This window comes from Pseudomonas sp. SWRI81 (assembly GCF_014268545.1).
Taxonomy (GTDB): domain Bacteria; phylum Pseudomonadota; class Gammaproteobacteria; order Pseudomonadales; family Pseudomonadaceae; genus Aquipseudomonas; species Aquipseudomonas hamedanensis.
This window is the reverse complement of record NZ_JABWQS010000016.1, coordinates 1-17,503: the sequence shown is the minus strand read 5'-3', so window position 1 is coordinate 17,503 and position 17,503 is coordinate 1. Positions and strand designations below refer to the sequence as shown.

General features: G+C 60.5%; 17 protein-coding genes, 1 tRNA gene and 2 pseudogenes. 7 read left to right on the top strand and 13 right to left on the bottom strand.

What is annotated here, in order from left to right; translation table 11 throughout:
- Nucleotides 1-93 precede the first annotated feature (93 nt).
- A complete protein-coding gene (locus HU765_RS12515; RefSeq protein WP_186620849.1) occupies nucleotides 94-288 on the top strand; it encodes a hypothetical protein in 195 nt (64 codons plus the stop codon).
- Here HU765_RS12515 and HU765_RS12510 read toward each other — a convergent pair whose 3' ends face one another.
- Nucleotides 289-714 carry a PA3611 family quorum-sensing-regulated virulence factor gene (locus HU765_RS12510; protein WP_007908738.1) on the bottom strand — a complete coding sequence of 142 codons (426 nt, stop codon included), beginning with the start codon at nucleotides 712-714 and terminating at the stop codon, nucleotides 289-291. It lies immediately after the preceding gene.
- 190 nt (nucleotides 715-904) lie between these two features.
- Between HU765_RS12510 and HU765_RS12505 the strand changes: the two genes are divergently transcribed.
- The 3 genes from HU765_RS12505 (at nucleotide 905) to HU765_RS12495 (ending at nucleotide 2,962) form a co-directional block, all read left to right on the top strand.
- A complete protein-coding gene (locus tag HU765_RS12505; RefSeq protein WP_186620847.1) occupies nucleotides 905-1,651 on the top strand; it encodes a tRNA-uridine aminocarboxypropyltransferase in 747 nt (248 codons plus the stop codon).
- Nucleotides 1,652-1,874: 223 nt separating this feature from the next.
- Entirely contained in the window at nucleotides 1,875-2,525 is a 651-nt protein-coding gene (gene erdR, locus HU765_RS12500) for a response regulator transcription factor ErdR (RefSeq protein WP_186620845.1), read from the top strand.
- Between the two features lie 74 nt (nucleotides 2,526-2,599).
- On the top strand, nucleotides 2,600-2,962 hold the full coding sequence (locus HU765_RS12495) for a diacylglycerol kinase (protein ID WP_003222276.1): 363 nt from the start codon (nucleotides 2,600-2,602) through the stop codon (nucleotides 2,960-2,962).
- Here the strand turns inward: HU765_RS12495 and HU765_RS12490 are convergent.
- Nucleotides 2,959-3,885 carry a LysR family transcriptional regulator gene (locus HU765_RS12490; RefSeq protein ID WP_186550313.1) on the bottom strand — a complete coding sequence of 309 codons (927 nt, stop codon included), beginning with the start codon at nucleotides 3,883-3,885 and terminating at the stop codon, nucleotides 2,959-2,961. The genes HU765_RS12495 and HU765_RS12490 overlap by 4 nt on opposite strands.
- Before the next feature lie 132 nt (nucleotides 3,886-4,017).
- Here HU765_RS12490 and fpr point away from each other — a divergent pair, with 132 nt between their 5' ends.
- A complete protein-coding gene (gene fpr, locus HU765_RS12485; protein WP_007908723.1) occupies nucleotides 4,018-4,797 on the top strand; it encodes a ferredoxin-NADP reductase in 780 nt (259 codons plus the stop codon).
- Between the two features lie 157 nt (nucleotides 4,798-4,954).
- Here the strand turns inward: fpr and tsaA are convergent, their stop codons facing one another.
- The 5 genes from tsaA to HU765_RS12460 all read right to left on the bottom strand — a co-directional run bounded on the left by tsaA (nucleotide 4,955) and on the right by HU765_RS12460 (nucleotide 8,682).
- Nucleotides 4,955-5,653 (bottom strand): tRNA (N6-threonylcarbamoyladenosine(37)-N6)-methyltransferase TrmO, encoded by a 699-nt coding sequence (gene tsaA / locus HU765_RS12480; RefSeq protein WP_186620843.1) that lies wholly within the window; start codon nucleotides 5,651-5,653, stop codon nucleotides 4,955-4,957.
- 181 nt (nucleotides 5,654-5,834) lie between these two features.
- Nucleotides 5,835-6,605, bottom strand: coding sequence for an SDR family oxidoreductase (locus HU765_RS12475; protein WP_186620841.1), 771 nt, complete (start codon nucleotides 6,603-6,605; stop codon nucleotides 5,835-5,837).
- A gap of 168 nt (nucleotides 6,606-6,773) precedes the next feature.
- A complete protein-coding gene (locus HU765_RS12470; RefSeq protein WP_126360749.1) occupies nucleotides 6,774-7,241 on the bottom strand; it encodes a DUF1456 family protein in 468 nt (155 codons plus the stop codon).
- Between the two features lie 70 nt (nucleotides 7,242-7,311).
- Nucleotides 7,312-8,022: an rRNA pseudouridine synthase gene (locus HU765_RS12465; RefSeq protein ID WP_186620839.1), complete on the bottom strand. Its 711-nt coding sequence runs from the start codon at nucleotides 8,020-8,022 to the stop codon at nucleotides 7,312-7,314.
- A gap of 186 nt (nucleotides 8,023-8,208) precedes the next feature.
- Nucleotides 8,209-8,682, bottom strand: a complete 474-nt coding sequence (locus HU765_RS12460) for a GNAT family N-acetyltransferase (RefSeq protein WP_186620837.1) — start codon at nucleotides 8,680-8,682, stop codon at nucleotides 8,209-8,211.
- Between the two features lie 94 nt (nucleotides 8,683-8,776).
- On the opposite strand from HU765_RS12460, the pseudogene HU765_RS27100 reads away from it, so the two are divergent.
- A pseudogene (locus HU765_RS27100) lies at nucleotides 8,777-8,881 on the top strand (metal ABC transporter ATP-binding protein); the annotation flags it as partial.
- A gap of 11 nt (nucleotides 8,882-8,892) precedes the next feature.
- On the opposite strand, the gene rimO reads toward HU765_RS27100, so the two are convergent.
- Nucleotides 8,893-10,230, bottom strand: coding sequence for a 30S ribosomal protein S12 methylthiotransferase RimO (rimO, locus tag HU765_RS12455; RefSeq protein WP_186620835.1), 1,338 nt, complete (start codon nucleotides 10,228-10,230; stop codon nucleotides 8,893-8,895).
- 289 nt (nucleotides 10,231-10,519) lie between these two features.
- On the opposite strand from rimO, the gene HU765_RS12450 reads away from it, so the two are divergent.
- Complete coding sequence (locus HU765_RS12450; RefSeq protein ID WP_186620833.1) at nucleotides 10,520-12,421, top strand: potassium transporter Kup; 1,902 nt, start codon at nucleotides 10,520-10,522, stop codon at nucleotides 12,419-12,421.
- A 186-nt stretch (nucleotides 12,422-12,607) separates the two neighbouring features.
- On the opposite strand, the pseudogene HU765_RS12445 reads toward HU765_RS12450, so the two are convergent.
- The 5 genes and pseudogenes from HU765_RS12445 to HU765_RS26815 all read right to left on the bottom strand — a co-directional run.
- Nucleotides 12,608-12,813, bottom strand: a pseudogene (locus HU765_RS12445) (DUF3077 domain-containing protein); the annotation flags it as partial.
- A gap of 145 nt (nucleotides 12,814-12,958) precedes the next feature.
- On the bottom strand, nucleotides 12,959-14,254 hold the full coding sequence (locus HU765_RS12440) for a virulence factor family protein (protein WP_186620831.1): 1,296 nt from the start codon (nucleotides 14,252-14,254) through the stop codon (nucleotides 12,959-12,961).
- Nucleotides 14,254-16,893, bottom strand: a complete 2,640-nt coding sequence (gene mprF / locus HU765_RS12435) for a bifunctional lysylphosphatidylglycerol flippase/synthetase MprF (protein WP_186620829.1) — start codon at nucleotides 16,891-16,893, stop codon at nucleotides 14,254-14,256. The genes HU765_RS12440 and mprF overlap by 1 nt, the downstream gene beginning before the upstream one ends.
- A 279-nt stretch (nucleotides 16,894-17,172) precedes the next feature.
- Nucleotides 17,173-17,249 (bottom strand) — tRNA-Met (locus tag HU765_RS12430).
- 44 nt (nucleotides 17,250-17,293) lie between these two features.
- On the bottom strand, nucleotides 17,294-17,503 hold a 210-nt coding region (locus HU765_RS26815; RefSeq protein ID WP_238344697.1), incomplete at its 5' end, for a hypothetical protein.

The window sequence follows — 17,503 nt, the reverse complement described above, 5'->3', positions numbered from 1 at the left end:
GAACATAAACCGCGCGGCCAACCCTCTGATTTACTGACAGACAGGTAGCGAGGATTGCTTCAAGGATTTGCGGGTGGCACGGAGGCGGGCCAAATGGCCAAAGTGATTCTGGAGATCGATACACAGCTGTATCGAATGTTGAAGGCATCAGCCGAGGCCAATCAGGTCAGTCTCGAAGAAGAGTGCTGCCGACGGTTGGCCGGTGGCGAGCGTCGCTCGCACTATCTACGGGCCTTGCTGGCCGAGTTGCGCGCCGAGGATGAACAGCGGCGCGCCAATTCGCGTTGATTACTTCTTCTTCGCCGGGGCCGCTTTCGGGCAGTCCGATTCCTGATAACTGGCGGAGCCGATGGCCTTGTTGGTTTTCACTTCGGTGAAGTCGTAACGCATGATCGCGCCCTTGGCCATCAGCTTGCGGTACGACGGGTTGTTGCAGACCGAGGCACCGAGCTGGAAGTACACCGCTTTCGGGTCGGCACGCATTTTGTCGGCGTGGCTCTTTTGTACGCTCAGGTGGTTGATCAACTGAGTGCCTTCGACGGTGTAGCCCTGGTCAAGAATGTCTTCATTGATTGCCCGAGGCGTGCCGACGCTGCTTTGGGCGGCGACGTTGCGCAGCTCTCTGTTCAGATTCTGCTCACTCAGGGATGCAGCCTGAGCGGTGAAGGACGACGCCAGCAGAATGGCAGCGGTGGGAACGATAAGGCGCAGCATGAAACTCTCCTGATTCGGTGACTGGTGGTTCGACCAACCACGGGGCTGTGCGTTCAGTGGCGGCGAATTATAGGGGAGCCGGTCTGGACGGTACAGGCTTGTGCCCGTTGCTCTGGTAAACTGCCGCGCTTTACTGCCCCTGCCGAGTGTTGTTCGTGTCGAGTTTTCCTGTCTGCCGGCGTTGCCCGCAATGAATCACGCCCCCAACGCCGTCGCCCGTTTGCGCGACCAGCGCGAGGATGAAGGCATCAAGCCGATTCAGGCCCGCGGCTTTCGCTCCGAGCGTTGCCGTGATTGCCGGGTGATCATCAGTCATTGCCTGTGCGCCTGGCGTCCCAGCGTCGAGACCCGTTCCGGCGTGTGCCTGATCATGACCGGCAAGGAAGTGTTCAAACCGAGTAATACCGGTTGGCTGATTGCCGACGTGGTGCGCGATAACCACGCGTTCATCTGGTCTCGCACCGAGCCTGACCGGCGGATGCTGGCATTGCTCAACGATCCGCAATGGCAGCCCTATCTGGTGTTTCCCGGCGAATACGTCGAGCCGTCGCGCGTGACCAACAGCGTCGCCCTTGATAGCAGCAAGCGCCCGCTGTTCATCCTGCTCGATGCTACCTGGACCGAAGCCCGGAAGATTTTCCGCAAGAGTCCGTATTTCGATCGCTTGCCGATTCTGAGCCTGCTGCCCGACAAACTGTCACGTTACCGCTTGCGCCGCTCGACCCGCAGCGAACATCTGTGCACCGCCGAAGTCGCGGCGTTGTGCCTGGAACTGGCCGGCGACAGCGATGCCGCTTCAGCGCTGGACGCCTATTTCGACGTGTTCAGCCAGCATTACCTCGGCGCCAAGCAGCAGCTGGAAATGAATGAATCGACGCCGGCCCACGCTGAGTTGCTGCCCTATATACGAAAGCCGCAGCCGGAGTTGGCCCAATAGTGGCCCATACTGTCAGCCGCAGCGGCCCTGCTGCTTGACCACCCCGGCTTCGCTGGGCATGCTTGGCGCCGATTAGGGTGCGGCCAAGGTTTGAAACGCCGTGTTTGCTGTTGATTGGCGTTGAACGTGCCCCTGTGGATCTCGCTTGAAGCGGCATCTCGAGTTGCTTTGGCCAGACCGGAATGCACCGGGTCTGCCATCAAAAAACAGGATCATTTGAAAAATGGCCACATACGACATCCTGATTGCCGACGATCACCCGCTTTTTCGTAGCGCGCTGCATCAAGCACTGACGCTGGGCCTCGGCCCGCAAGTCCGTCTGGTGGAAGTGGCGAGCATCGCCGAACTGGAGACCCGCCTGACCGAAAAGGCCGACTGGGATCTGGTCCTGCTGGACCTGAACATGCCCGGCGCCTACGGGTTTTCCGGGCTGGTGCTGCTGCGCGGTCAGTACCCGCAGATTCCGGTGGTGATGGTCTCGGCCCAGGAAGAAGCGTCGGTGATGGTCAAATCCCGTGAGTTCGGTGCCAGCGGCTTCATTCCCAAGTCCAGCGACCTGAGCGTGATTCAGGAGGCCGTGCGCAAGGTGCTCGACGGCGATGTGTTCTGGCCGCCGCAGGCATTTGAAGCGGTCAGCGTCTCCGATGAGGCCAAAGCCGCCAGCGATGGCCTCGCCAGCCTGACACCTCAGCAGTTCCGCGTGTTGACCATGGTCTGCGAGGGCCTGCTGAACAAGCAGATTGCCTATGAGTTGAGTGTGTCGGAAGCGACCATCAAGGCCCACGTCACGGCGATCTTTCGCAAATTGAATGTACGCACCCGTACGCAAGCGGCTTTACTGCTGCAACAACTTGAGTCAATTCCGAGCCAGTGATGGCTGCGGGTTTCACGCTTTTTTGACTCTTATTAATCTAGCTTCCCCACTCCTTTTTGGTTGGTCTCAACGTTATGTCACCTTTCAAGGGCCAGACCGGCCTGAAACGTATCCTCAACGCATCTGGCTATTCGCTCGACGGTCTGCGCGCAGCCTTCACCGGCGAAGCCGCGTTCCGTCAATTGGTACTGCTCAATGTCGTGCTGATTCCGCTGACGTTCTTCCTGAACGTCAGCCGTGTGGAACAGGCGTTGTTGATCGCAGTATGTCTGCTGGCGCTGATCGTCGAATTGCTGAACTCGGCCGTCGAAGCGGCCATCGATCGCATTTCGCTGGAGCTGCATCCGCTGTCGAAAAACGCCAAGGATATGGGCAGCGCCGCGCAATTTGTGGCGCTGAGCATGATCGCGCTGGTGTGGGCGGTGATTCTGCTTTAAGCGATGTTGGGCAGGACAATCTCGTCGCTGCGCTGCACCCCGGCGGTAAAAGCGCGGCACAGATCGAGAAACTCGCGCATGGCCGAGGTCTGGTATTTCTGTTTATGCCAGATGAAGTAAAACTGCCGGGCCAGGTCCAGGTCCGGCGTTTCCACCGGCACCAGGCTGCCGCGGCGAAACGCATCGCGCAGCGCCAGGCGCGAGATGCAGCCAATCCCCAGGCCTGATTCCACTGCGCGCTTGATCGCTTCGGTGTGTTCCAGCTCCAGACGGATGTTTAACGCGCTGCGATGGTGGCGCATGGCCTGATCAAAGGTCAGGCGCGTGCCGGAACCCTGTTCGCGCAGAATCCACGCCTCATGGGTCAGCTCTTCCATGCTCGCGCTGCCGCGCTTGGCCAGTGGATGCTGCGGCGCGCAGAACACCACCAGCTCATCTTCGACCCAGCTCTGCACTTCAATGTCTGGATGGCTGCAATCGCCTTCAATCAGACCCAGGTCAATTTCGTAGTGGGCGACTTGTTGCACGATATTGGCTGTGTTCTGCACATGCAGCTTCACCTGACTTTCCGGGTGGCGCTGCATGAAGCCGCCAATCAGCAGGGTCGCCAGATAATTGCCGATGGTCAGCGTCGCGCCTACCGACAGCGAGCCGAAACCGGATTTGCCATTGAGCAGGTCTTCGATCTCCTTGGCCTGATCGAGCAGAGCCACCGCTTGCGGCAACAGCTGTTTGCCGAGGGCGTTGAGGCTCAGCCGTTTACCGGCGCGGTCGAACAGCTGGCAGCTGGACTGGCGCTCAAGTTCGGTGATCGAGGTGCTGGCAGCCGACTGCGAGAGGTTGAGCAGACCCGCAGCACGGGATACGCTTTCCTGCTGGGCGACGGCGACGAAGACTTGCAGTTGACGGAGAGTAAATCGCATATCGATATAACCGATAACCCTTATCTTAATAATCCAGTTAACAGATATTGTCGTCGCTATTAGAATGCGATGCAATTGCGCACGTTAAGCCTCATTGAGCCGCGCAGACCAATCTCCAGGAGTCAAACGTACATGAGCAACATGAACCACGAGCGTGTCCTCAGTGTTCATCACTGGAACGACACTCTGTTCAGCTTCAAGTGCACCCGCGATCCGGGCCTGCGCTTCGAGAACGGTCAGTTCGTGATGATCGGCCTGCAGCAGCCCAACGGCCGCCCGCTTATGCGCGCTTACTCGATCGCCAGCCCGAATTGGGAAGAGCATCTGGAATTCTTCAGCATCAAGGTGCAGGACGGTCCGCTGACCTCGCAACTGCAGCACTTGAAGGAAGGCGACGAGATCATCATCTCGAAAAAGCCTACCGGCACCCTGGTGCTGGATGACCTGAACCCGGGCAAGCATTTGTACCTGCTGAGTACTGGCACCGGTCTGGCGCCGTTCATGAGCGTCATTCAGGATCCGGAAACCTACGAGCGCTTTGAAAAAGTGATCCTGGTTCACGGTGTGCGTTACGTCAACGAAGTCGCCTACCGCGAATTCATCACCGAGCACCTGCCGCAGAACGAGTTCTTCGGCGAAGCGCTGCGTGACAAGCTGATCTACTACCCGACCGTGACCCGTGAGCCGTTCGAGAATCAGGGCCGTCTGACCGACCTGATGCGCAGCGGCAAGCTGTTCAGCGATATCGGCCTGCCTCCGATCAACCCGCAGGACGACCGTGCGATGATCTGCGGCAGCCCGAGCATGCTCGACGAGACCAGCGAAGTGCTCGACAGCTTCGGCCTGAAGATTTCGGCGCGGATGCGCGAGCCGGGTGATTACCTGATCGAGCGTGCGTTCGTCGAAAAATAACCCCCCTTGTAGGAGTGAGCCTGCTCGCGATAGGGCCGTGCCAGTTGAGATCCATCTTGACTGATCCACCGCAATCGCGAGCAGGCTCACTCCTACAGAAAAGCAAAAAGCCCGCGTTGCCTGAGAAGGCAGCGCGGGCTTTTTCGTTTTCCGGGGTTTACGCCGAGACCGGGATAACTTCCAGTACGCAAATCTGCTCCGGCGTCGGATAATGCCAGCGCACGTCCAGATCCCAGAATTGCGCACCGTATTCACGTTCCGGTGCCGGTGTCTGATAGGCCGGACGCGGATCCTGAGCCAGGCACTGTTCAATCAGCTCAACCAACGGCTCATCGAGGCGCTGAGCATGTGTATGCGCCTGTTGCAGCGCCGACTCCGCCCACTGCACGTCAATCAGTTGCGGCGCGGCGCTGGCGATATCGTTTCTCGCCCCCGGGATGATATCGGCATATGGCACGTAGGGTTTGATGTCGAGAATCGGCGTGCCGTCGAGCAGATCAATCCCGGAGATGAACAGGCGATGGGCTTCGACCTTGTCCAGTTTCACCACCGATTGGCCGATGCCGTTAGGGCGATGGGTGGCGCGAGTAGCGAACACGCCCATCGACTTGTTGCCGCCCAGGCGCGGCGGGCGAACCTTGAGGCGTGGCTTTTCCTCCAGCGCCTGATGGAACAGGAACAACAGCCACACATGACTGACCTGCTCCAGGCCCTGCACGGCATCACCCTGGTCGAACGGTGCGACCAGTTCCAGCACACCACGGGCAGCCGGGGCCAGTTGTGGCTGGCGGGGAATGGCGAACTTCTCCTTGAAGCAGGAGCGCACGAAGCCGATGGGGGAGACGCTGTAAGTCATGGTTTTGAATCGACGCGGGGTGGGGGGGGATGATAACCCGGCAGCCCTTAGATCTGGTGGTGACTGGCTGACGCTATCGCGAGCAGGCTCACTCCTACAGGGTCATGGGTGTACAAAAAATCTGTGCTCGCTGAAAATCCCTGTAGGAGTGAGCCTGCTCGCGATAGCTTCACCGTCGATCTCAGAGGCTGAACCCCCCATCCAGCGGAATAATATTCCCGGTCATATAAGCCCCGGCCGTACTCGCCAGGCTGATCGCCAGCGCCGCCATCTCTTCCTCGCGTCCCCAGCGCTTCATCGGAATCAGCGCAGTGTCTTCAGCCAATGCCCGCTCATCGCTGCCAATATGCTGGGTCATCTTGCTCGGAAACCGCCCCGGCGCAATCACGTTGACGTTGATGTGCTGGCTCACCAGTTCCCGCGCGAGAATGCGTGACAGCTGATGCAGGGCCGCTTTACTCGGGCCGTAGGCATACGCCTGCTCGCCGAACGAAGAAATCCCCGCTACCGAACCAATGTTGATGATCCGCGCCGGATTCGCCGCCGAACCGGCCTTGCGCAGCAGCGGCAGGAACTGCTGAATGCAGCTGAACACCGAGGTCACGTTCAGTTGCATGACCTTTTCCCAGCCTCTGACGGGGTAGCTTTCCAGCGGTGCGCCCCAGGTGGTGCCAGCGTTGTTCACCAGAATATCCAGATGAGTGATCTGCTCGCCCAGGCGCGCAGCCAATTCCCGCACGCCTTCTTCGGTGGCCAGATTCGCCGCCACGCCATGGCAAATGCCCAGCGCGGCAAGTTCTTCAGCAGTTTGGTGGCAGGCTTCTACGTCGCGCGAGCAGACATAGACACGGGCGCCGGCCTCAACGAAGGCCTTGGCGATCATTTTGCCAATACCACGGGTGCCGCCGGTCACCAGCGCGGTGCGGCCTTGCAGGGAAAAGTAGGGGTGCATGGCGACTCCTGAGGGCTAGGGATCAGTACACTCTAGGCCATGCGGCCAGCTTCGAGCTGCAAGCTACAAGCGGCAAGTCAAAAAACGATGCCCCGCCTTGCCGCTTCTAGCTTCTAGCTTCTAGCTTGCAGCTTGCAGCTTGCATGCAGCTTGCAGCCTGTCGCTGCTTTACGCTCTCACGCGGAGCGTGAGGCCCTTGAGGAAGTTGCGCAGCAACTGGTCGCCACACGGACGATAGTTGGTGTGGCCGACCTTGCGGAACAGCGCGCTCAGTTCAGGTTTGGACACCGGGAACTCGGCGGCCTTGAGAATCGCATGCATGTCGTCTTCTTTCAGTTCGAAGGCGACGCGCAGCTTTTTCAGGATGATGTTATTGGTCACCGGCACTTCGATCGGCTGCGGCGGACGGCTTTCGTCCTTGCCGCGCTTGAAGATCACCAGACCATCGAGGAAGTGCGCGATGACTTCGTCCGGGCAGCGCACGAAGCCTTCTTCGTCTTCTTCTTTCTTGTCGAGCCAGGTCAGGACGTCAGCGAGCGCTACGTCCATGCCGCCAAGTTTGATGATCTCGACGACCTTCTTGTCGCTGATGTCGAGCATGTAGCGCACGCTGCGCAGTACGTCGTTATGAACCATGTCGGTATTCCTGATGCGTGGTGGGCAGCGCTCGGGGGCGCTGCCGAAATGTGTGGCGGCAGTGCAAGCCCTAGAACTTCTCTTTGCCGGACAGGTAGCGCCATTGGCCAACCGGGACTTTGCCGATCGAGACGCCGCCGATGCGGATGCGGCGGATGCCGATAACCTTCAGGCCCACCGCTGCGCAGAACTGCGCGATGATCCCCGGCTGCGGGTTTTTCATGGCGAAGCGCAGGCGGTTTTCGTTTTGCCAGCTGGCCTTGACCGGCGGCAACTCCTTGCCCTTGTGGGTCAGGCCGTGCTGCAAGCGGTTAAGGCCATGGGCGGCCATCTCGCCTTCGACTTCGACGATGTATTCCTGCTCGATCTTCGCCGCGTCGGCGGTGAGCTTGCGCAGGATTTTCCAGTCCTGGGTGAACACCAGCAGGCCGCTGGCGTTGGGCTGCAGGTCGGCGCTGGCGGTCAGGCGCAGGAAATGTCCGCGCAACGGACGCTTGCCGTAGCGATGCTCTTCGCTGAGGGTTTCGGCGCTGAGCGATTGCATGGCGCTCTCGACATTCATGCCGGCAGGCGCGTTGAGCAGGATGGTCACCGGCTCCGGCGCGGTGGCCTTGGCATCCTTGTCGAGTTCGACTTTTTGGTCGCCGACCTTGAATTGCGGCTCGTCAATCACCTCGCCGTCCACGGTGACCCAGCCGCCCTCGATGAACAGCTCGGCCTCCCGGCGGGAGCAACCAACCAGTTCGATGAGGCGTTTGGAGAGGCGAATCGGGTCAGTCATGACAGGGCCGTAACAAAAAAGGGGTGGGCATTGTACCTGTGTGGAAGCGGTTAAGCCCGGTTCCATTTCGGTATCGTTATTTGTAGGAGTGAGCCTGCTCGCGATTGCTTTGTGACATTCAGTATTGATGTCGGCTGGTCTGGCGCTATCGCGAGCAGGCTCACTCCTACAGGGTGTTGTGTTGGGTCAGCCGTTGCTCGAGCGCTGCTGGGACTGCCGCAACCGCATGTGCAGCAACGGATACGGCTGGCCCATGCCATCGACTTCGGAGCGGCCGATGACCTCGAAGCCCTGTTTCTGATAAAAGCCCAAGGCTTGCGGATTCTGTTCGTTGACGTCCAGTTCGTCGGCATTCAACCGTTCGATCGCGTATCTGAGCAACTGCTTGCCCAGCCCCTGACCGCGATGATCGGGGTCGATAAACAGCATTTCAATCTTGCCCGCCGCAACACCGGCAAACCCGGTGATGCGTTGCTGGCCGTCCCGGGTGCAGATCAGCATCACCGCATCGAGATAGCGGGTGAGCACCAGATTGCGCAGCAGCTCGATGTAGCTGTCTGGCAGAAAGTCATGGGTGGCGCGGACCGAGGCCTCCCAGACCCGGGTCAGTTCTTCGTAATCGCTGATTTTCGGTGTGTGGATGACCGAATGCTGACGCATGTGCGTGTGCCTCTCGTGCGTGTTCAAGGGAGTCCGTCCCCCGCTAAACGATAGCCGCAAAAAAGCCCCGCATCGAGCGAGGCTTTTCAATTGTGTGACGTCCCTTGTGGGAGCGGGCTTGCTCGCGAATGCGTCACATCAGCCGACATCTTCACTGACTGATTCACCGCTTTCGCGAGCAAGCCCGCTCCCACAGGTTTTGCGTGGTGCTTAGATCTGCTCAGCCCACAAATCGTATTCGTCAGCGTCAGTCACCTTGCACCAGACTTTGTCGCCCGGCTTCAGATTGCTGCCGTTGTCGATAAATACGTTGCCATCGATTTCCGGGGCATCGAAGAAGCAACGGCCAACCGCGCCTTGCTCGTCAACCTCATCCACCAACACCTCGATCTCACGGCCGATGCGCATTTGCAGGCGTGCCGAGCTGATTGCCTGCTGGTGCGCCATGAAGCGGTCCCAACGGTCTTGCTTGACGTCGTCCGGCACCACGTCCAGGTCCAGATCGTTGGCTGGCGCGCCTTCAACCGGCGAATACTGGAAGCAGCCGACGCGATCGAGCTGGGCTTCGGTCAGCCAGTTGAGCAGGTATTGGAAGTCTTCTTCTGTCTCGCCCGGGAAGCCCACGATGAAGGTCGAACGGATGATCAGATCCGGGCAGATTTCGCGCCAGTTCTTGATCCGCGCCAGGGTCTTGTCTTCGAACGCCGGGCGTTTCATCGACTTCAGGACTTTCGGGCTGGCGTGCTGGAACGGGATGTCCAGGTACGGCAGGATCTTGCCGGCGGCCATCAGCGGGATCAGCTCGTCGACGTGCGGGTACGGATAAACGTAGTGCAAGCGGACCCAGACGCCCAAGGTGCTCAGGGCTTCGCACAGCTCGGTCATGCGGGTTTTCACCGGTGCGCCGTTCCAGAAACCGGTGCGGTATTTGACATCAACGCCGTAAGCGCTGGTGTCCTGGGAAATCACCAGCAGCTCTTTCACGCCGGACTTGACCAGACGCTGAGCTTCGTCGAGCACATCGCCCACCGGACGGCTGACCAGTTTGCCGCGCATCGACGGGATGATGCAGAACGAGCAGCTGTGGTTGCAGCCTTCGGAAATCTTCAGGTAGGCGTAGTGGCGCGGGGTCAGCTTGATGCCTTGTGGTGGCACCAGGTCGATCAGCGGATTGTGATCCTGACGCGGCGGCACCACATCGTGCACGGCGTTGACCACTTGCTCGTACTGCTGCGGACCGGTCACAGCCAGTACGCTCGGGTGCACGTTGCGAATGTTGCCTTCTTCCACGCCCATGCATCCGGTGACGATCACCTTGCCGTTTTCCTTGATCGCTTCGCCGATCACTTCCAAAGACTCAGCCTTGGCCGAATCGATGAAACCGCAGGTATTGACCACCACGACGTCGGCGTCCTGATAGGTGGACACCACGTCATAGCCTTCCATGCGCAGCTGGGTCAGGATGCGCTCGGAGTCGACCAGTGCTTTCGGGCAACCCAGAGATACAAAGCCAACCTTTGGATTGGCCGGCGCAGGAGTGGTGGACATGTCTAACCTCGGTGTTTTGTGACGTCGCCTCCGGGGTACGGAAGCCGACGGATGGGCGCTTAAGGCGCGCCTCTGATCAAAAAGTGCGCAATTCTAGCGGCGGGCAACGCACTTGACCAGCTTTATACGGGGAAATACGACGAGTGCTGCGCTATGCTTCGCGCCGTTGAGCTTTACCAATTTTTTACAGTCAACAAAACGTCTGTAACAACAGGTAAAACAGCGCATGCTGCAGCACAAAGCATAGTGCTTCCTTCAAAGAAGCCGGTATTGAGATCAGGAGTGTTGGATGGGTCAGGCAAGTAGTCATGCGGCAGGCGCCGAAGGTTCGGCAAGCAGGCCGCTGAGCATGCTGGTCGCGGCGGTCGGGGTGGTTTACGGCGACATCGGCACGAGCCCGTTGTACACCCTTAAAGAAGTGTTTTCCGGCGCGTATGGCGTACCGGTCAATCACGACGGCGTGCTGGGTATTCTGTCGTTGATCTTCTGGTCGCTGATCTGGGTGGTCTCGATCAAGTACATGATGTTCGTCCTGCGCGCCGACAACCAGGGCGAGGGCGGCATCATGGCCCTCACCGCACTGGCGCGGCGAGCGGCGGCGGGGCGCAAACGCCTGCGCACGTTGTTGGTGGTCTGCGGACTGATCGGCGCGGCGCTGTTTTACGGCGACAGCATGATCACCCCGGCCATTTCAGTGCTTTCAGCGATTGAGGGTCTGGGCCTGGCGTTTGACGGCATCGATCACTGGGTGGTGCCATTGTCGCTGGTGGTGCTGGTGGCACTGTTTCTGATCCAGCGTCACGGCACGGCGCGGATCGGCATTCTGTTCGGACCGATCATGGTCACCTGGTTTCTGGTGCTCGGCGCCCTCGGCGTGTATGGCATCAGCCACGCGCCAGAAGTGCTGCACGCGATGAACCCGGTCTGGGCCGTGCGCTTCTTCACGGTTCACCCGGGCATGGGCGTGGCGATCCTCGGCGCCGTGGTATTGGCTTTGACCGGCGCCGAAGCGCTGTACGCCGACATGGGCCACTTCGGCCGCAAGCCGATTGCTCGTGCGTGGTTCCTGCTGGTGCTGCCGGCGCTGGTGCTGAACTACTTCGGCCAGGGCGCGTTACTGCTGGAAAATCCTGACGCGGCGCGTAACCCGTTTTATCTGCTGGCACCGAGCTGGGCATTGATTCCGCTGGTTGGCCTGTCGACCCTGGCCACGGTGATCGCCTCGCAAGCGGTGATTTCCGGTGCGTTCTCCCTGACCCGTCAGGCGATCCAGCTCGGCTACATCCCGCGCATGTACATCCAGCACACCTCCAGCGACGAGCAGGGCCAGATCTACATCGGCGCGGTGAACTGGGCGCTGATGGTCGGGGTGGTCCTGCTGGTGATCGGTTTCGAGTCCTCCGGCGCACTCGCGTCGGCCTACGGCGTGGCGGTGACCGGGACCATGCTGATGACCACCATTCTGGTGTCAGCGGTCATGCTGCTGCTGTGGAAATGGCCGCCGATCCTCGCGGTCCCGGTGCTGCTCGGTTTCCTGTTGGTCGATGGCCTGTACTTCGCCGCCAACGTGCCGAAGATCGTTCAGGGCGGCGCATTTCCGGTGATCGCCGGTATTGCCCTGTTCGTGCTGATGACCACCTGGAAGCGCGGCAAACAACTATTGGTCGACCGCCTCGACGAAGGCGCGCTGCCGCTGCCGATCTTCATCAGCAGCATCCGCGTGCAACCGCCACATCGCGTGCAGGGCACCGCTGTTTTCCTCACCGCGCGCTCAGACGCTGTGCCGCATGCGCTGTTGCACAACCTGCTGCATAACCAGGTGTTGCATGAGCAGGTGGTGCTGTTGACCGTGGTCTATGAAGATATTCCGCGTGTGCCGCCATCGCGACGCTTTGAAGTCGAAGCGCACGGGGAGGGCTTCTTCCGGGTCATTCTGCATTTCGGCTTTACCGACGAACCGGACGTGCCGCAGGCGTTGAAGCTGTGCCATTTGGATGATCTGGACTTCAGCCCGATGCGCACGACCTACTTCCTTAGCCGCGAAACCGTGATCGCCTCGAAACTTGAGGGCATGGCGCGTTGGCGGGAAGCGTTGTTTGCGTTCATGTTGAAGAATGCCAATGGCAATTTGCGCTTCTTCAATTTGCCGCTGAACCGGGTGATTGAGTTAGGGACGCAGGTGGAGATGTAAGCCTCGCCTCAACTGAAAAGCCCCCGTTAGCCTTGTGGTTGGCGGGGGCTTTTTTGTGCCTGGGCACTTCGCTTGAATCCTGCACCAATCCCCCAGTGGGAGCGGGCTTGCTCGCGAATGCGTCATGTCAGTCGACATCTCCAGTGGCTGATCCACCGCCTTCGCGAGCAAGCCCGCTCCCACACGTTATGAGGTGCGTACAGATGGATCCGCTTCAGATTCGCTCTTGGCGCGTGCAGGTCTCGGAATCAGCGCCTGAATCACGTCACCAACCAAGGCTTTGCCCATCACTGTCAGGAATACGCAGCCCAGGCATGACGGTCGGCGTTTCTGTTGAAGGCTGCGTCTTCTGCGAAGGATTTGGCCTGTAGGAGTGAGCCTGCTCGCGATAGCGGTGTGTCAGTTGGCAAATGGGTGGCTGACACTCCGCTATCGCGAGCAGGCTCACTCGTACAGGGGAACGGTTTAATCCTCCGAGATGTAAAAAGCCCCCGCAACCGTGAAGTTGCGGGGGCTTTTTGTGTGCGGCGCTTCAGATCACTCTTGCGCCACCGAATCCTTGCTCTGGCGTTTCTGAATCAAATCTACCAAGCGCTTGGCCAGTGCCGGGTAGTTCTCATCGAAGTGGTGCCCGCCGGGCAGTTTCACCGGTTCGCCGACGGCCGTCTTGTCGGTGCAGCCACTCTCATCCGTCTCTTCTTCGCCATAGATGCACACAACCTTCGCCGCTGGCAGCTTGGCCATTTCCGGGCCGGTGGCGGCTTCTTTGCCGGCGTTGCCGAGCCAGCCTTCGACTTCGATTTCGAAGCTGCCGGTGCGGGCGAAGGCGAGCAGGATGATGGCGTCGACGCGCTGCTGTTCGTTCTCTGGCAGGCGGTTGTAGATCGCCGGGAGGACGTCGGCGCCGAACGAGTAGCCGGTGAGGATGAAGCGCTTGGTGCCCCATTTCTGCCGGTAGTGCTGCATCAGTTCGGTGAGGTCGAGGGCGCTTTGTTCCGGGCTCTTGTGCTGCCAGTAGTAGCGCAAGGTGTCGATGCCGACCACCGGGTAGCCGATCTTGGCCATTTCCCCGGCTACATCGCGGTCGAGGTCGCGCCAGCCGCCGTCGCCGGAGAGGAACAGGGTCACGGTGTCGTTGGCCTGGCCGGCCGGCACTTCCACCACCGGGATCGCCAGGCCGCCGTTGGCCTTGTCGCCGCCGACGAGGATCTTGCGCAGTTCGTTGTTCAGCACTTGGGGCAGGTTGATGTCGTAGTCGCTGATGCTGGTCTCGGCGTTCGGTTGATCGCGCACGAAACCGGCGCTGGTGTCGTCCGGGTTGTCGTTCCACGCGACCAGCCAGTGGCCGTGGGCGGCGGATTTTGGCAGCAGGTGCGTGCAGCCCGGCTTTTCCAGCGCGAGGTCGACGGAGATGGCCTGAGCCTTGTCGTCTTTCTGTTCTGCCAGCCAGCGCCACGCCAGCACCGCGCCCGGGCCGATGCCGCTGACCAGGGTCGCCGGGCCGTTCAGTTCGCGCAGGCCCGCTTGCAGGGCGCGGCTTTGCAGCAGGCAGTCCTTGGGCAGGATCACCTGAACGATCTGCGCCGAAGCGCTGCGGCTGAGGGTAGTCAGTTGTTTCTCGGAGAGCTTCTGTTCGTCGGTAACGGCCACCAGCACCTGGGCCTTGGCTTTGGTGCCCGGGATCACCCGGGTCATGGCCGCGCCATCGGCGGGTTTGAGCTGTTCGACGGTCGGTTCCGGTGCCGGGCGTTTGAGGTACCAGAAACAACCGCCGGCAATCACGGCCAGCACCAGCAGGGCGGCCAGGATGTACTTCAGGGAGCGTTGAATCATCAGCGTTTCACCAATCCAGTCAAGCCGCCCGCGATCAGGGCAGCAGTGTCGGCCAGCGCCACGAGCGGATCGAGTCCGGCGGGCACGGCCATATAACGGGGTTCCCAGTCAGGCTGGAACTTGTCTTTGAAGCGGCGCAAGCCTTGGAAGTTGTACAACTGCTCACCACGGCGGAAGACCATCGAGCCCAGCCGTTGGGTCAGCGGTGCACCACGCCGGGGTTGCAACCCCGACAACGGCACCATGCCCAGGCTGAAGCGCGCGTATCCGTGACTCTTATAGTGTTGAATCAGGCCGACCATCATGAATTCCATGGTCAGCTTCGGCGCTTCGGGGTGTGCGCGCATCAGGTCGAGACTGGCCAGATCATGACTGTAGGTCTCGAGCAGATTGGCGAACGCCACCGGGCGGCCCTCGAAGCGAATCACCGCAATGCGGAAATGCTTCAGGTAGTCGTCGCTGAAGCGACCAAGGGAGAAGCCTTTCTCGCGCACGTTCTTGCCGGTCAGCCAGGCATCGGAAATCACCTTGAGTTCAGCCATCGGCGCCTGCCCCGGCTCATGGATTTCCAGCGACAGGCCGTCGCGGGTGCCACGGTTCCAGGTGTAGCGCAGATCCTTCATTTCCTTGCCCTTGGCTTCCAGGTCGAAACGCTGCAGATCGACCCGCGCTTCTTCGCCGAGCTTGATCGCGGTCAGGCCGATGTCCATGTAGTAGGGCAGGTTCTCGGCGCGGACCTGATAGAACACCGGGCGGGCGTGATGGATGTCGCACAGGTCACGGAACTGCCAGATCATTTCCGCGCGTTGCTGGCTCGGCCCGATCGGGTCGTACAGCGCCACCAGGCTGCGGCCACGGCGGGCATACATCAGAAACGCCTCATCGTTGGGGTGGAACAGCAACGCCTTGTCACCGGTCAGGGCGAGGCCGCCGTCGGGTTGCGCCGACGCCATGAGGATCTTCGCCGCGCGCTCGAGTTCTTCGGGTGTCGGCAGATGAATCACTGGGCGTGCGGTGCGCAGCAGCCAGGTCAGGGAAATCACCACCAGCAGCACCGCAGCGCCGAGCAGCGAGCGCAGACCACGCGGGGCGTCAGCATCCAGAGTGAACTGCCACCAGAGCTGGTGGCTGTAAGGTACGTCCTGATAGGCAAACAGCAGCAACCACGCCGAAGCACCCAGCACACACAGGCTAGCGACCAGATACAGCGGCGAAAACGGCAGTTCGGTCAGACGGCTCGGGCGATAGAAGGAGCGGCGGAACACACCGAGCAGGGCGGCCGTCAGGGTCATCAGCGTGGCTTCTTCCCAGTCAAAGCCTTTGAGCAGCGAGAGCAGGGCGCCGACCAGCAGCAAAATGGTGGTCAACATCCACGCCGCCGATAGACGACGACGCAGACCCTGGGCGAGCAACAGACAGAGCACGCCAATCAGGCTGGCGCCGAAGTGCGACGCGTCAACCAGACGATGCGGGATCAGAAAGCCGATGTGCTCCAGACGCGTGTCGATCTCCGGGGTGGCGCCGGAAAACAGCAGCACCACGCCCGACAGGAACACCAGCACCGCCAGAATCGGCGCGGCCAGTCCGGACGCCGCACGCAGGGTCTGGCTCTGGAACAGACGCTGGCCTTCGTTGATCAGCAGCAACACGCAGGCGACCAGCAGCGGCAGCACCACATAAATCAGGCGATACAGCAGCAGTGCGGCGGCCAGTGGTGCGGCACCGAGCTTGTCGGCGAACGCGGCGAGCAGAATCGCTTCGAACACACCGACGCCGCCCGGCACGTGACTGAGTACACCGGCAGCCAAAGCCAACAGGTACACCAGCAGGAACGGCGCAAAGGGCGGCGCTTCCGGCAGCAACAGGTAGAGCACCGTGGCGGCAGCCGCGACGTCGAGGGCGGTGATCACCAGCTGCAGGATGGTCAGGCGCCGGCCCGGCAGGCGCAGCGTGCGGCGCCCGGCCTTGACCAGCAGGTTGTCGGGGTAGGGTTGTTCCGGCAGGCGACGGCGATAGATGCCGATCGCCAGCACCGCACCAAGGATCAGCACAGCGGCGGCGACGGAGCCCAACAAAACCTGGGACAAACCCAGCGCTTGCGAGGCGGCCGGCAGGTTGCTCAAGGTGGCCAGCGCAGCCAGCGGCGGCAAGGCGCAGCCCAGCGAGAGGCTGGCGAACAGGGTCATGTGGGCGACTTCCGACGCACCGACGCCCAATCGCGCATATAAACGATAGCGAACCGAGCCGCCGGAAAGCAGCGACAGGCCAATCGCATTGCCAATCGCAAACGCGGTAAAGCCGCCGAGGGCGAGCATGCGCGGCGGCAACGTTACACCGGCGTAGCGGCTGGCCGACCATTCATAGCCGAGCAGGATGACGAAGCCGACCACGGTCGCCCCGAGAGCACCGAGCAGGGCCGGTTTCGGTACGTCGAGAATCGAGTCATGCAGCGCGTCGAGATCGAGTTCGGCGAGCAGATGGCGGCAGGCAACCAGGGCAACGGCAAACAGCAGCAACGTGACGGCCAGGCCGATCGGTTGACGGTATTTGCTTAACCGATCCAGCCAGCGCAAACGCTGGGGTTTGATCGGTTGCTCTGCTGTGACGGTGTCTTGTGGATCAGACGAGTTGGCGCGCATCAATCACCTCTTGGATTGTGCGCGACAGGATGGAGGTATCCAGCCAAGTTACCAATCCCTGTAGAAAAAAATAATCACAAAATACTACGCCTCTCGCCGGGCATCGGCGAGGGCAGTTCCCGGATTGCGAAGGGCCTTTCTGCGCCTTGAGTCAAGTCGCAGATGGCGGCTCCGATGATCCCCAGCGGTTTCACTGCACAGTGACAGATCATTGTTGCGAAAGGACTTTTTCGACAGATACAAAAAAGGCCACTCTTTCGAGTAGCCTTTTTTGATGTTTGGTTGCGGGAGCCGGATTTGAACCGACGACCTTCGGGTTATGAGCCCGACGAGCTACCAGACTGCTCCATCCCGCGTCTGTGTGGCGGCATTCTACAGGCGAACGGCGAGGTGTCAACCGCTAATCCTGTAATGGCTGAAATAACTGCGCAATCGCGGCAAACGGTCGCAGGTACGCGTTAAGTTTCGGAAATCCAAAGAAATCCTCTTTCGCATTCCGTATTGGCGATCCCGTCAGTGCAAAACAGACGCGCACAAAAAAGGCCACTCTTTCGAGTAGCCTTTTTTGATGTTTGGTTGCGGGAGCCGGATTTGAACCGACGACCTTCGG